General features: G+C 69.8%; 11 protein-coding genes. 4 read left to right on the top strand and 7 right to left on the bottom strand.

The window, feature by feature from the left end:
• Positions 1-2: 2 nt before the first annotated feature.
• Genes ABD369_RS10580 through ABD369_RS10565 form a run of 4 tightly spaced genes read right to left on the bottom strand, consistent with a single transcriptional unit; the run spans position 3 to position 2,976 of the window.
• On the bottom strand, positions 3-725 hold the full coding sequence (locus tag ABD369_RS10580; protein WP_344636045.1) for a ribulose-phosphate 3-epimerase: 723 nt from the start codon (positions 723-725) through the stop codon (positions 3-5).
• A complete protein-coding gene (locus tag ABD369_RS10575; RefSeq protein ID WP_344636044.1) occupies positions 722-1,744 on the bottom strand; it encodes a ribose-phosphate pyrophosphokinase-like domain-containing protein in 1,023 nt (340 codons plus the stop codon). The genes ABD369_RS10580 and ABD369_RS10575 overlap by 4 nt, the downstream gene beginning before the upstream one ends.
• Positions 1,741-2,397 carry an HAD family hydrolase gene (locus tag ABD369_RS10570; RefSeq protein WP_344636043.1) on the bottom strand — a complete coding sequence of 219 codons (657 nt, stop codon included), beginning with the start codon at positions 2,395-2,397 and terminating at the stop codon, positions 1,741-1,743. The genes ABD369_RS10575 and ABD369_RS10570 overlap by 4 nt, the downstream gene beginning before the upstream one ends.
• 9 nt (positions 2,398-2,406) lie before the next feature.
• A complete protein-coding gene (locus tag ABD369_RS10565) occupies positions 2,407-2,976 on the bottom strand; it encodes an LOG family protein (protein WP_344636042.1) in 570 nt (189 codons plus the stop codon).
• Between the two features lie 941 nt (positions 2,977-3,917).
• Here ABD369_RS10565 and ABD369_RS10560 point away from each other — a divergent pair.
• From ABD369_RS10560 to ABD369_RS10550, 3 genes are all read left to right on the top strand, one after another.
• The gene (locus ABD369_RS10560; protein WP_344636041.1) at positions 3,918-4,643 is read left to right on the top strand and encodes a 2OG-Fe dioxygenase family protein; all 726 of its coding nucleotides are present in this window, start codon (positions 3,918-3,920) and stop codon (positions 4,641-4,643) included.
• Between the two features lie 18 nt (positions 4,644-4,661).
• Positions 4,662-5,852 (top strand): argininosuccinate synthase-related protein, encoded by a 1,191-nt coding sequence (locus ABD369_RS10555; RefSeq protein ID WP_344636040.1) that lies wholly within the window; start codon positions 4,662-4,664, stop codon positions 5,850-5,852.
• A gap of 83 nt (positions 5,853-5,935) precedes the next feature.
• Entirely contained in the window at positions 5,936-6,892 is a 957-nt protein-coding gene (locus ABD369_RS10550) for a DMT family transporter (protein ID WP_344636039.1), read from the top strand.
• Between the two features lie 425 nt (positions 6,893-7,317).
• On the opposite strand, the gene ABD369_RS10545 is transcribed toward ABD369_RS10550, so the two are convergent.
• A complete protein-coding gene (locus ABD369_RS10545) occupies positions 7,318-8,301 on the bottom strand; it encodes a helix-turn-helix domain-containing protein (protein ID WP_344636038.1) in 984 nt (327 codons plus the stop codon).
• A 110-nt stretch (positions 8,302-8,411) separates the two neighbouring features.
• Here ABD369_RS10545 and ABD369_RS10540 point away from each other — a divergent pair, with 110 nt between their 5' ends.
• The gene (locus ABD369_RS10540) at positions 8,412-9,443 is read left to right on the top strand and encodes a saccharopine dehydrogenase family protein (RefSeq protein ID WP_344636037.1); all 1,032 of its coding nucleotides are present in this window, start codon (positions 8,412-8,414) and stop codon (positions 9,441-9,443) included.
• Positions 9,444-9,579: 136 nt separating this feature from the next.
• Here ABD369_RS10540 and ABD369_RS10535 read toward each other — a convergent pair whose 3' ends face one another.
• Both ABD369_RS10535 and ABD369_RS10530 read right to left on the bottom strand, forming a co-directional pair.
• Complete coding sequence (locus ABD369_RS10535) at positions 9,580-10,086, bottom strand: CbrC family protein (protein ID WP_425557585.1); 507 nt, start codon at positions 10,084-10,086, stop codon at positions 9,580-9,582.
• Positions 10,087-10,482: 396 nt separating this feature from the next.
• The gene (locus ABD369_RS10530) at positions 10,483-12,219 is read right to left on the bottom strand and encodes a methyltransferase (protein WP_344636035.1); all 1,737 of its coding nucleotides are present in this window, start codon (positions 12,217-12,219) and stop codon (positions 10,483-10,485) included.
• Positions 12,220-12,400 lie beyond the last annotated feature (181 nt).

The raw sequence follows: 12,400 nt of genomic DNA, 5'->3' as shown, positions 1-12,400 counted from the left end.
CGTCAGGAAGTCGGGTGGGAGGGACCGGCCAGCGAGCGGAGCAGCTCGGGCAGGTGGTTGGCGAGGGGGGACCGGTTCGGGAAGACCGTGCTTCCCAGTACGAGTTGGTCCGCACCGGCCGCGACCATGCGGTCAGCGGTCTGCGGACCCACCGCCCCGTCGACTTCAACTCGCTTGATGAGACCGCGTTCGCGCAGCCTTCGTGCCTCGGCGACGGTGGTCAGGGCCTCCGGTCGGAACGGGCGGCCGGCGCCTCCGGGGACGACGCTCATCACCGTCAACCGCTCGGGGCGGACGGCTTCGAGCGCCGACATGGAGATGGACTCGTCGGGGTCGATGGCCAGTCCGACCTCGGTTCCCTTGGCGGCGATGCCACGCAGGAGCAGAGCGATCTTCGGGGTCAGCGAGCGCTGGTGCACGCAGATGCCTGCAGCGCCGCGGGAGGCCGCCTCGGTGAGCAGCAGCTCGGGTCGGGAGAGCATGATGTGGACGTCCACCGGCAGCGGGCAGTTGCGGCGCAGGTCGCTGATGGTTTCGAGGGGAAGCCCGAGGCCGCCGCCGAAGGCCGGGTCGACCAGATCGACGTGCAGGCGTGAGATACCGAGGCCCTGCAGGGTTTCGATGTGCTCGCCGAGCCGGGTCTGGTCGAGGCACACGACCGACATCGACAGGTCGGGGTAGCCGAGTCCGGGCACGGCCAGGGGGGATTCGGTGATGGCGGTCATGCGAGGGTCCTTCGTTCCGGTTGCACTGCGGACGTGTCGTCCGCCAGCCATGCCGCCAGCGCCTGGGCCATCCGGGGAATGGCGGGCCTTGTCGTCAGCCCGCCCAGGACGACGGCGCGGCCGGCCGAGTCGGTGGTGTGAATGCTGTGCAGGGTGCGTTGCCTGCAGAGTCTGGTCAGGCGTTCGGCGCCGCCGGGAGTCAGCCGGAGGTGAGTGGCGACCACGTCGATCCGTGGATCGACGGCTTGATCGCGGATGGCCCAGGCGACGTTCTCCACGGTTGCCGCGCTGGTGATCAGGTCGTCGACGATCACGGCATGCCTCAGGCCGCGGAGGTCCTCCTGGCACCGGAGGGTCACTGCCACCTGTTCCGGGCCGGTACGGCGCTTGTCGGCGACCAGCACCGGTACGCCGAGTGCGGCGGCGAGCATGCCGACGTGGTCGGCGGCGCCCCGGTCGGGTGCGACCAGGACCGAGCCCGCTTCCATCAGCGGGGCGAGAACGTCGAGGTGGAGCTCGTGCACCGGCAGGAAGGTGAGGCGGGTACCCGTCCCGGTGAACAGCCGCGCCAGCAGGTCCTGGGCACCGGAGGCGAGGGTGACGACGTCGGTGATGCCCGCGGCGGCGGCGAGGCCGGCCAGCAGCGCGGCCATGACCGGTCGGCGCTGGCCGGGCACGTGCCGGTCGTGACGCGCATACGCCAGGTGGGGGAGCACGGCCACGATGCGCCCCGCCCCGTGTTCCCGGTAGCAGCGTGCCGTGGCCAGCAAGCTCATGATGGCGACATCCGGCTCGGCGTGATCCCCGGTGACGGACTGCCAGAGCAGTACGGTACGCCCCGCCGGGTCCTCGGGGAGGTCGATGCACAACTCGCCGTCGGGGAAGCGGCTTTCGAGTCCGTCCTGCCACTTCACCTGCCAGCCGGCGTCCCCCAGGGGCTCGGAGATGCCGGCCACCTGGCCCGGGAAGTCCGCGGTGAAGGCCCGGCAGGCGGCCGCGATGATGCCGGGTGAGGTCATGACCGTGACTCCGTCACGGGGTGGAGGACCTGGAGTGCCGCCCAGATGTCGTCGCCGTCGTACCGGTGCGCCGCGACGGCCGCCAGGTTGGGGGTCGCGTTCACCGCGACGGTCCGGCTGAGCGTCCGGAACAGCGGGACGTCGGAGTCGGAGTCGCCGAAGGCGATCGTGCGCGTGTCGTCGAGGCCGAGCTGCTGTTGCAGGCGGCGGACGACGAGCGGCTTGTCCTCCGGGTCGAGGATTTCGGTCGGATAGGTGGACGCGAAGACGTAGTCGAATCCGGTGAAGCACGCGGCGAACTGACGGGGTGACATGGTGATCAGGCAGGTCGCTACGGAGCGCGCACGCAGCCAATCGAGCGTGCGTTGCACGCCGTCGATCTTCGGGCAGGCGTCGTAGGCCCGTTGGTACAGGTCCGCTCCGGCCTGGACCCAGGACTCCAGGGCCAGTTCGGCGAAGCGGGTGCTGTCGATGAGGCCCTTGCGGTAGTCCTGTTCGAGCCGGTCGATCGTGGTCGGGTCGCCGGCGGCGAGTGCGATCTGCTGACAGGCGGTCGTCCCGGGCAGCAGAGTGCCGTCCATGTCGAAGACCGCCAGGCCAGCGGGGCTCTGCCGCACGGTGGTAACGGGGTTGAGGGAGCTGGGGATTGTCATGGTGCTCCGTCAGGCCGCCGCGAACAGGTGCGGCAGGGCGCGGTGGCTGGAGAAGGACTCCAGGATCTCCTGCGGATGGGCGCTGACGATGATGTTGTCCAGGTAGCGCTGGTGGACGAAGCCCTCGTCGGCGGCGTGCCGCAGGAACGTCAGCAGCGGCTGGAAGAAGCCGTCGGTGTCCAGCAGGGCGCACGGCTTTCCGTGCAGGCCCAGTTGAGCCCAGGTGAGTACCTCGAAGAACTCGTCAGCGGTGCCGAAACCGCCCGGGAGTGCTACGAACGCGTCGCCGAGCTCCACCATGCGTGCCTTGCGCTCGTGCATGCTGGAGACGGTCTCCAGCCGGGTGAGTCCCGGGTGTGCGACCTCGTGACGCACCAGGTCCTCCGGGATGACGCCGGTGACCGGAGCTCCGCCGGCCAGAGCGGCATCGGCGACGGCACCCATCAGCCCGGTCGATGCACCTCCGTAGACGAGTCCGAGACCCGACTCGGCGATCAGTCGGCCGAACTCGGTAGCGGCAAGCCGGTGCGATGGCCGCCGACCTTGGGAGGCACCGCAGTACACCGTGATGTGACGCAAGAGGGAACTCCTGTCTCTGGACGGGCGAGGGAAACGTTGGGGAGGGCCTGAAGCACTGCGCACGGCACGGTCGAACGCCGCACGATCGGTCTGCGCCCTGCGCCCTGCGGGTCCGGGTGGACCGGTAGCGGCACCTTCGGGCCGGTGAAGCCGAGGAAGGCGCCGAAGACCGAGCCGGCTCGGTTGAACCCACGTCCGGAATGGTCGTGGAGAACAATGCTGCTCTGGCCATGTTCGGTCTGATGAAGCGCAATTGACGCATAGTCAGCACGCAGAGTTTGACTGCGTCCTAGGCGAGCGGCGGTGCGAGATGCCCCAGCCCCCGACCGACCGCCACGCGAGTCATCCGTTCCACGGCTGACTCGCGGGCTCGTTCTCGTGGATCGGCCCGCATCGCAGATCCTTGGCCAGGATTACGTAGCGGGACATGTCAACTTTGGTCGTGGGATCACGAGGGGGCCGTGTGTTTCATGCACTCAGAGGCTAGTCATACGTATGAGTTGGCGCAACAGGTGATCTCGATATCGCTGCTGTGAGCTGCGATTTGATTGCTTGTCAGATAGTCATGCGTATGACTATGCTGCAGTCTGTCGCACAGTCCTGATGTGGACCCGTCAACCGACTGTGGCGCCGACCCTCGGCTCCCGCTCCCTCCTTTCCTGATTGAGCAGGAGGGCAGGGGCGGAGCGTGGCGGTGTTTCCGGCGTGCGCTCGTAACGTCGAAACGTTCCGCAGCCGGCAGCGCGGGTGCGAGATGTCTCACGTCGCGGGCCGGTGCACGCCCGACCGTCCTGTGCACAAGATCACTGCCGGGAAGTGATCACCGTGCGGACACGGTCCTGCATGCCCAGCCGCAGCTGACCTCCCGCACCCGGAGCGGCGGATCCCGCATGCCCGATTCCCGGCCATCCCTGTGTTTTCCGTAGAGAAAGGGATCAACCATGAGCAACTCCATCCAGCCTTCCCCCGCAACCGGCATAGCCGAGGCGGGATATGTCCACGGGACGCTCGCCTCGGTGTTCGACGCCCAGTTCGTCGAGGGCCCCGAATGGCAGCAGTTCACCGCGAGTTGGGACAACCTGCGCCAGGACGGCTACATGGCGGACGGCGGCACCTACCGTGAGCGGCGCTACTCCGAGTTCTCGTACCGGGCCGACACCGAGCAGGTGACCTGGCTGCCGCATGTGGCCTACTCCCAGCCGCTGTACATCAACCACCTCAACGGCGGCATCGAGCGGCACTTCGAGCCATTCGAGCAGCACGTCGCGGAGGGCCCCGTGCTGCGGTCGATCTTCCAGTGGTGCGCCGGCACGCTGGCGCGGAGCGTGGGCGCGGCCGACTGGAAGATCCAGACCTTCCAGAACCGGATCCTGGCCCGTGGCGAGGAGGCCGGCCAGCCCACGCCGGAGGGGCTGCACCGCGACGGCGTCGACCACGTGCTCACCCTGCTGATCGGACGGAACTCCATCGAGGGCGGCGTCAGTGCGGTGTACGACGCCGAGAGCCGCGACTGCCTCGGTGAGGTCCTGCTGTCCGAGTCGGGCGAGTTCCTGTTCGCGGACGACGAGCGGCTGTTGCACAGCGTCACCCCGGTGACCCCGGCGGTGCCCGGTGTCCCGGGCCACCGGGACGTGCTCATCGCCATGTTCACCCGTACCGACAGCTGACCTTTGAGGGTAACCACTGTGAAGCAAGGACAGATCATCCGCTCGTTCCGGCAGCTCACGCGCGAGGCGCTGGACCCGGACCAGCCCATCGTGACCCTCTTCAGCGGAGGACTGGACAGCAGCTACCTGCTGCTGCGGCTGAAGGCCGCAGGCTTCAGCGACATCCACGCAGTGAGCGTCGACATCGGCGAGGACGAGAGCAGCGAGCACAAGCAGCGCATCGCCGACGAGCTCGGGGTGCGCCTGCACATCATCGACGGCCGGCAGGCCTTCATCGACGAGTTCGTCCGACCGGCCATCGCCGCCCAGGCGGTCTACCTCGACACCCATCCGGTCAGCTCCACGCTGAGCCGTCCGCTCATCGCGAGACTCGCAGTGGAGTTGGCCCAGCAGCTCGGCGCCACCGCCGTCGTGCACACCGCGAACCGGTCGCAGAACACACTGCGCCGACTGAACGGGGCGCTGGCCCTGCTCGGCTTCGCCGGCCACTACGGCAGCCCGTACGACCTGGACCCGGTGGACCGCGAGCAGAAGATCCTGGAGCTCAAGGAGGTCGGGCTGGACCAGATGAGCGAGCGGATCGTCAGCGGCGACTCCAACCTGTGGTGCCGCGAGTTCGAGTCGGGCATCCTCGACGACCCCGAGGACCACGCGGTACCGGAGCACATGTACCGATGGAGCGCCGCTCGCCCCGGTCTCACCGCGGAGAGCCTTGAGGTGCGGTTCCACGAGGGTGTCCCGGTGGCGCTCGACGGCGTGCAGCTGCCGCTGCGGGAGCTCGTCGCCGAGCTGAACACCCGGGTCGGCGCCTACGGCCTGGGCCGGTACAGCGGCCTGGAGCACCTGGACAACGGGGAGAAGGTCCTCGAGATCCGGGAGATGCCGGCGGCCTGGCTACTGCTGCGCACCTACCGCCACCTGGAGACCGCCACCCTCGAGGCCGAGACCATGCGCGAGAAGATGCACCTGGAGCAGTTGTGGGTGCGCGAGGCCCTGGAGGGCCGCTGGTACGGCGAACTGCGTCTGGCGCTGCAGTCGTTCATCGACACCTGCGCGGTCAGGGTGACCGGCACCGTACGCTGGCAGCTGACCGTGGGCGGCGCCGAGACCCGGTCGATCGTGGCCGACGATCCGCGCTACCTGCGGGACCGCGAGGCGTGGGAGGAGCATTCGATCCTAGCCGAGAGCGCCGCCTATCTGACCGTCTGACAAGACCGACCTCCGTCGGCGGGGGGAAGTCCGACACCCACCGGACGCCCCCGTCGGCCGCCGCCCCGGAAGAGAGAACGCCCTTGCCCAGACCCCAAGTCCCCGCCCGGCTGGTCGATGTCCTGCTGCTCCTGGTGGCAGTCGTGTGGGGCTCCACCTATCTGGCCGCGAAGGAACTGGTCACGCCCACGACGGTGATCGCCGCCCTGGCACTGCGCTTCTCGGTCACGGTGTTGGCGATGCTGCCGGTCTGCCTGCGCCGACTGCGCGGCGTCGGTCGCGACGAAGCAGTCACCGGGATACTCCTCGGCACCATCCTCGCCGTCATCTTCCTGTTCGAGACGTATGGCATCGCACACACCAGTGCGACCAACGCCGGGCTCATCATCAGCCTCACCATCGTGATGACCCCGCTGTTGGACAGCGCCGTCAGCCGGTCCTGGCTGCCGCCGCGGTTCTTCGTCGCGGCGGTCATGGCAGTGGTCGGCGTCGCGCTGCTGGCCTCCGGCAACGGCCTGCGGGTCCCGTCCGCGGGAGACTGGCTGGTGCTGATCGCCGCCGGGGTACGGGCCGTCCACATCACCGTGATGCACCGCAGATCAGCCGGGAAACAGTACGACTCGCTCAACCTGACCTACCTCCAGATGGCCACGGCCGCCGTGCTGTTCTGCCTGGCCAGTCCGCTGGCCGGGGACTCCTTCGTCTCGCTCGCCCGGCAGCTCGGCCCCGGACAGTGGGTCGACCTGCTCTATCTCGCGCTGATCTGCACGGTCTTCGCGTTCTTCGTGCAGATGTGGGCGGTCCGGACGACCTCTCCGTCCCGGGTCAGCCTGCTGCTGGGCACCGAGCCGGTGTGGGCCCTGCTGGTGGGCGTCCTGCTGGGCGGGGACCGACTGGGGATGTACGGAGTAGCGGGCGCGGTCCTGATCCTGGTGGGTGCCGGCTGGGGACAGCGCATCGAGCGCGGCCACCGGGAACGCGCCGCCGCTCCCGCACCGGCCGTGGAACGCACGGTGGAACCGGCGGCCAACCAGGCGTAACAGTCCTGGCGGGCGGTACCGCGCAAGGTCCGTACGGCCCGTCCCCCGGCTTTGTCGAGGGGCGGGCCGTGGCCGGTGGTTCGCCGTCACTTGCCGTGACGAGGAGGCGAGTTGCGGCGGACAGTCTTTTCCGAGTCTGGTCCGGACCTCTGCGAAGCGGACTGAACGTCGAGCCCGGCGGCCTGCCTACCACGGACAGCCGTACCTGTCCGGTCGAGTTGATCACGGCCATCACGGCGAGGTGCTGGACCACCTCCCTGCGGGTGAGCAGCTCGGTGAAGAGGAACCCATGCGGGCTGCCCCCACCGTCGGCGACGGCGGCCGAACCGCCCCGTCGAGCAGGACGAGCGGATCACGGCGTTGCCGGCGGCGCGCGGCCGATCGAGGAGAGCAGCGAGCCGGTCAGCGAGGGTGGTCCCCTGGGCTCAGGGGAGTTGGTGGTGTTGCCCGCTGTCGGTCGGGCCGGGGTGGGTCCGCGAGCGGAAGGTGCGGCGGTAGGTGTCCGGAGGCACGCCGACCGTGCGGTTGAAGTGCCGGCGCAGCGTGGTGGCGGTGCCCATGCCGGTGGCCGCCGCGATGGTGTCGACGCTGTCGTCGGTGGTCTCCAGCAGCTCCTGGGCGTGGCGGATCCGTTGGGTGAGCAGCCATTGCAGCGGGGTGGTCCCGGTCACCAACCTGAAGTGGCGGCTCAGGTGGCGCGAGCTCATCCGGGCCTGGCGGGCCAGGTCCGTCACGGTCAGCGGCTGGTCCAGTCGTTCGATCGCCCACGGGAACAGTTCGGCGAGCGGGTGGCTCGCCGGGGCGGGCATCGGGGTGGTGACGAACTGGGCCTGCCCGCCGTCCCGGTGCGGTGGTACGACCAGGCGGCGGGCGACCGCGTTGGCGATTGACGAGCCGCGGTCGAGGCGGACGAGGTGCAGGCACAGGTCCATGGCGGCGGCCTTGCCGGCGGAGGTGAGCACGCTGCCGTTGTCCACGTACAGGACGTTCGGGTCCACCACCACCTGGGGGTAGCGGGCGGCCAGGGCTTGGGTGTGCGCCCAGTGCGTGGTCGCGCGCCGCCCGTCCAGCAGGCCGGCGGCGGCCAGTACGAACGCGCCCGTGCAGAGGGAGGCCACACGTGCGCCTGCCTCGTGGGCCGCGCGCACCGCGTCGACCAGCTCGGCTGGTGGATCCTCGTCGACGTCGGCCCAGCCCGGGACGATCACGGTGTCGGCGCGCGGGAGTTGGTCGAGTCCGTGGTCCGGCTCCAACCGGAACCGGCCGACTTGCACGGTGTCCGGCCCGCAGACGGCGACGTCGTACCAGGGGCCCACCACGCTGACGGGGGCAGCGCCGAAGACCTCGTACGCCATGGCCAGCTCGAAGTGCAGCATCCCGTCGGTGAGGGCCAGCGCGACAGTGTCCATGTCCGGAATTGTATGGGTCATGGCGTTCCAGACACTCGCGTGGGGCGCCCGCCCCCGCCAGGATGATCACGACAGAGCACAGCAGATCATCTGAGCACGGGGGAGGACCCATGGGAACGGGACACAAGGTGGCGGTATTCGGTGCGTACGGGCACACCGGGCGGTTCGTGGTGGCGCAGTTGCTGGATCGCGGGTTCCTCCCGGTTCTCTCCGGCCGCGACACCGACAAGTTGCAGGCACTGGCGGCCTCCCGTCCCGGACTGGACGCCCGGCCGGCATCGGTCGGCGATCCGGCCTCGCTCGATCGCGCACTGGCCGGTGCGGCAGCCGTGATCAACTGCGCCGGGCCCTTCGCCACGACGGCCGCCCCCGTGATCGAGGCGGCATTGCGTGCCGGGATCCCGTACGTGGATGTGGCGGCCGAGATCGAGGCCAACGTCGACACGTTCACGCACTTCACGGACCGCGCCCGCGCCGCCGGAGCGGTGATCGTCCCCGCGATGGCCTTCTACGGCGGCCTCGGCGACCTGCTGGCCACCGCCGCGATGGGTGACTGGACGGCGGCCGACGAGGCGCACATCGCGTACGGGCTGAGCAGTTGGCACCCCACCGCCGGGACGCGTGCCGCGGGCGCGGTCTCCCGAGAGCGGCGGGGCGGCCGGCGAGTCCGTTACGCGAACGGACGGTTGGAGTACCGCCATGACGACCCGTCGACGGTGGAGTGGCACTTTCCCGACCCGATGGGTATCCGGGCCGTCATCGGGGAGTTCACGATGGCCGACGTCGTCACCGTTCCAAGCCATCTGTCCATCCCCGAGGTGCGCACCTACATGACGGTCGAGGCGGCCAGGGACGTGTCGGCCCCGGACACGCCGACGCTGACCGCGGTCGACGAGCACGGGCGGTCCGATCAGACCTTCCTCGTCGATGTCGTCGTGCGCTCCGGCGGCGCTGAACGCCGCGCCGTGGCAAGGGGCCAGGACATCTACGCCGTCACCGCGCCGCTCGTGGTGGAAGCGGTCGATCGCATCCTCACGGGACGGACCAGGACGGCCGGTGTCGCCTCCGCCGGCGAGATCTTCGACGCGCCCGACTTCCTCCGCGCGCTGTCCTCGCACATCTCCCTGGAACTGCACGCGTAGCGGGCGGACCTCGCGACCGCCGGGGCGGGGCACACGGGCATAGTCGTTGGCTACCGGCTTCGTCGGTGCGGGACACGTCAGCTGCCGCTGAACCGGGCGAACGTACCGACCGAGTCGATCAACCCGTTGCCCGGACCTACGTGGCGTCCGAGTAGGCGAGGTGGCTGCCGCAGACTCGGCACCGGAAGAGGTAGGCGGTTGGCTGACCGTCCTTGGTCAATGCCTTGAGGAACTGCTCGGCCTGCGACGCGGGCCAGGACTCGAGTTCTCGTTGGAGCGATGTCCATGCTTCGGGGTAGGCGGCAAGCCCGGCAGCTCCAGCGGTCCCAAGGAAGGCAGCACCGTCGTCACAGTGGACCAGCCAGTGTTCCTGCTGCCAGGCGCTGAATCCTGGCGTGCGTTGCGTGATCGCGAAGAGGCGATCCCGTGGAACGTCGTCGACCACATCCGTGAACTGGGCGTCGAAACGGGCAGCCGCGCTCCCGTTCGCGATGCACCACGGGCAGAGCCGATTGCGGAGGTCCTCCGCCGCGTAGACGGGGCCCGTGTAGATGTAGCCACGGGCCCGATCGCAGCAACTGCACTCCCCGTCGGATCGGACGATGGCGCCGGTGGCCACCGGGTCAGGGTGATACGGGAACACCGGAAGCTGCTCTGTCACGATCAGGGACCGTATCACCGCAGCTCCGGATGCCGTCGTGCGTACGGGGCGCGCCTCAGAGGTGGTGCTGCGCGGAGTCGTCCACCCAATGCCAGTTGACCGGGTTGTACCGCTTCTTCAGCACGGTACGCCACGATCGCCACCGTCACCGGCAGGGTGTGTCCCAGCCCCTGACTGCCCGCCGCCACACCACCACGATGGCCTCGGGGCCGTACACCATCGAGGCCATCGCGTCCAGCGACAGCGCGGCCAGCCCTTGAGTCTGCCGGCGTCAGGAGGCGGTTCCGGTCCGCCGGCTCCGGAGGTCCGTCAGATGGTCGTCGGCTGAGATCGCCAGGGCTGTGATCCTCACTACGGTGTGCCGAGTCTGGGCAGCCGTCAGGTCCGGGCGGCCTGGTCCGAGCCGCGCCTGCGGGCGTGCAGGAGGCTGCCGTCCAGCGGCAGGCCGGAGATCGCGACCAGGTCGAAGCCGGCTGCCGACAGCAGCCGTGCGTAGTGCTCCGCGGTCCGCTCCCGCCCGCCCACGTTGCAGAGCATGTGCAGGTCCCAGGCCGCCGCCAGCGATGACGTCCCGTCCGTGGGCAACAGGCGTTCCACGATCAGCAGTCGGGCGTCCTCGGGGACGTCGGCCGCGCACCGGCGCAGGATCGCAAGGCACTGCTCGTCGTCCCAGTCGTGCAGGATCCGCGAGAGCAGGTAGACGTCGCCGCCTCGTGGCACGCCCTGGGTGAAGTCACCGGCCACGAGGTCGCAGCGGTCGGCGTGCCCGTCGTCGGCCAGTCGCTGCCGGGCGCGCTCCAGCACATGGGCGCGCTCGAAGAGGACACCGCGCAGGTGCGGCGTGTGGGCGAGGAACCGGCTGAGCAGCTCGCCGCTGCCGCCGCCGACGTCCACGACGACGCGGGCGTCGGAGAGGTCGACGAGCCCGGGGACCGGCTCGAACATCTCCGCGCTGGCGGCCATCGCGCTGTCGAACAGCGTTGCCAGGGCGGGGTGTTCGGCGAAGTAGTCGAAATGGCCCTGGCCGAAGATCGTCGCGAACGCCTCCTGCCCGGTGCGCACGGCGTGGGCCAGCGCGCCGAAGGACTGGTAGAACGGGCCGCCGTACAGCAGCGCCAGCGGGCGCAGCGAGTGCCGGGCATCCCGCCGCAGCAGTTCGCCCAGTGCGGTGAGCCGGTAGGAGTCCGTGGTGGGAGTGACCAGCTCCGCGGCGGTCAGATAGCGCAGCAGACGGGTGAGACCGTCCGGGGCGACGCCGAGCCGCTCGGCCAACTCGCCGATCGGACAAGGAGCTTCCGGGCGGCTCGGGCCCGGCAGGTGGTCGGCCAGGCCCAGCTCCGCGGCCACCGCGATCGCCTGTGTCGTCCAGGCCCCGGTCATCAGCTCCAGCAGCCGCTTCGTCGGATCATCCGTCGCGGTCGCCGTGTGCGCGGCCAGCGCGCCGGGGTGGTGGCCGAGCACACGCAGCTCAAGTCTGCGGTAGTGATCGGGGTTCGAGCCCGGGGGTGTGGCTTCGGGACTGCGGAAGTACAGCACCGTGCAGTCCTCCACGGCGTTGTAGCCGCCGCCGTCGGCCGTCAGCCCGCCGTGCTCGGTCAGCAGGCTGCTCAGCCCTGCCAGCACCACGTCGTCCGGCGCGCCGACGTCCAGCGCCAGATGGGACTCGTTCCGCTCGGTGCGCTCGCGCGCGGCGATCCCGGTGAACTCCGAGCCCCCCGGCGCCTCCAGGGCGAAGAGCTCGACGAAGCCCGGGCCGTGGCCGGTCGACGGGCGGTGGATGTGCACGATCCGAACGTTCAGCGCGTCGGCCGGCACACCGTACCGGAGGCTGAGACGGTCCCGGACCACCACGCTCGGCACGGGCTCGCCGACCGAGAAGCCCGCGGACCGGAAGCCGGCGATCAGCCGGTCGAGCGAGGCCGGAAAGACCAGGACGGCCGCGTGCGCCATCGCGCAGTGCGCGGCCACCGAGGCCCGCTGCCGCTCGGTCAGCCCGGGCGCCAGGCCCGCCAGCACGCCGTCGGTGTCCGCGCCGCTCACGAAGGCGAGTGACTCCTCGACCAACGTCCGATCGGCCGGGTCGAGTTCGGCCGCCCATGCTTGCCGGACATCCACGTCCACTCCTCTGATCAGAAGAAGACGTGTGTGACTGCACGTCATCATCGTGACAATACAAGCGAATTGGTGCGGAAACCCCGCTTGCCGAACACGGCTGAGCGCGGCAGGAGGACCCCCGCCTCCGATAGTAGATCCAGAAGGTGACCGCGCAGTACTGCCCGCTCGCTTCCAGCCATTT

Origin of the sequence: Kitasatospora cystarginea, from assembly GCF_039533515.1 — a bacterium.
GTDB lineage: Bacteria > Actinomycetota > Actinomycetes > Streptomycetales > Streptomycetaceae > Kitasatospora > Kitasatospora cystarginea.
This window is presented reverse-complemented; position numbering and strand designations above follow the sequence as displayed.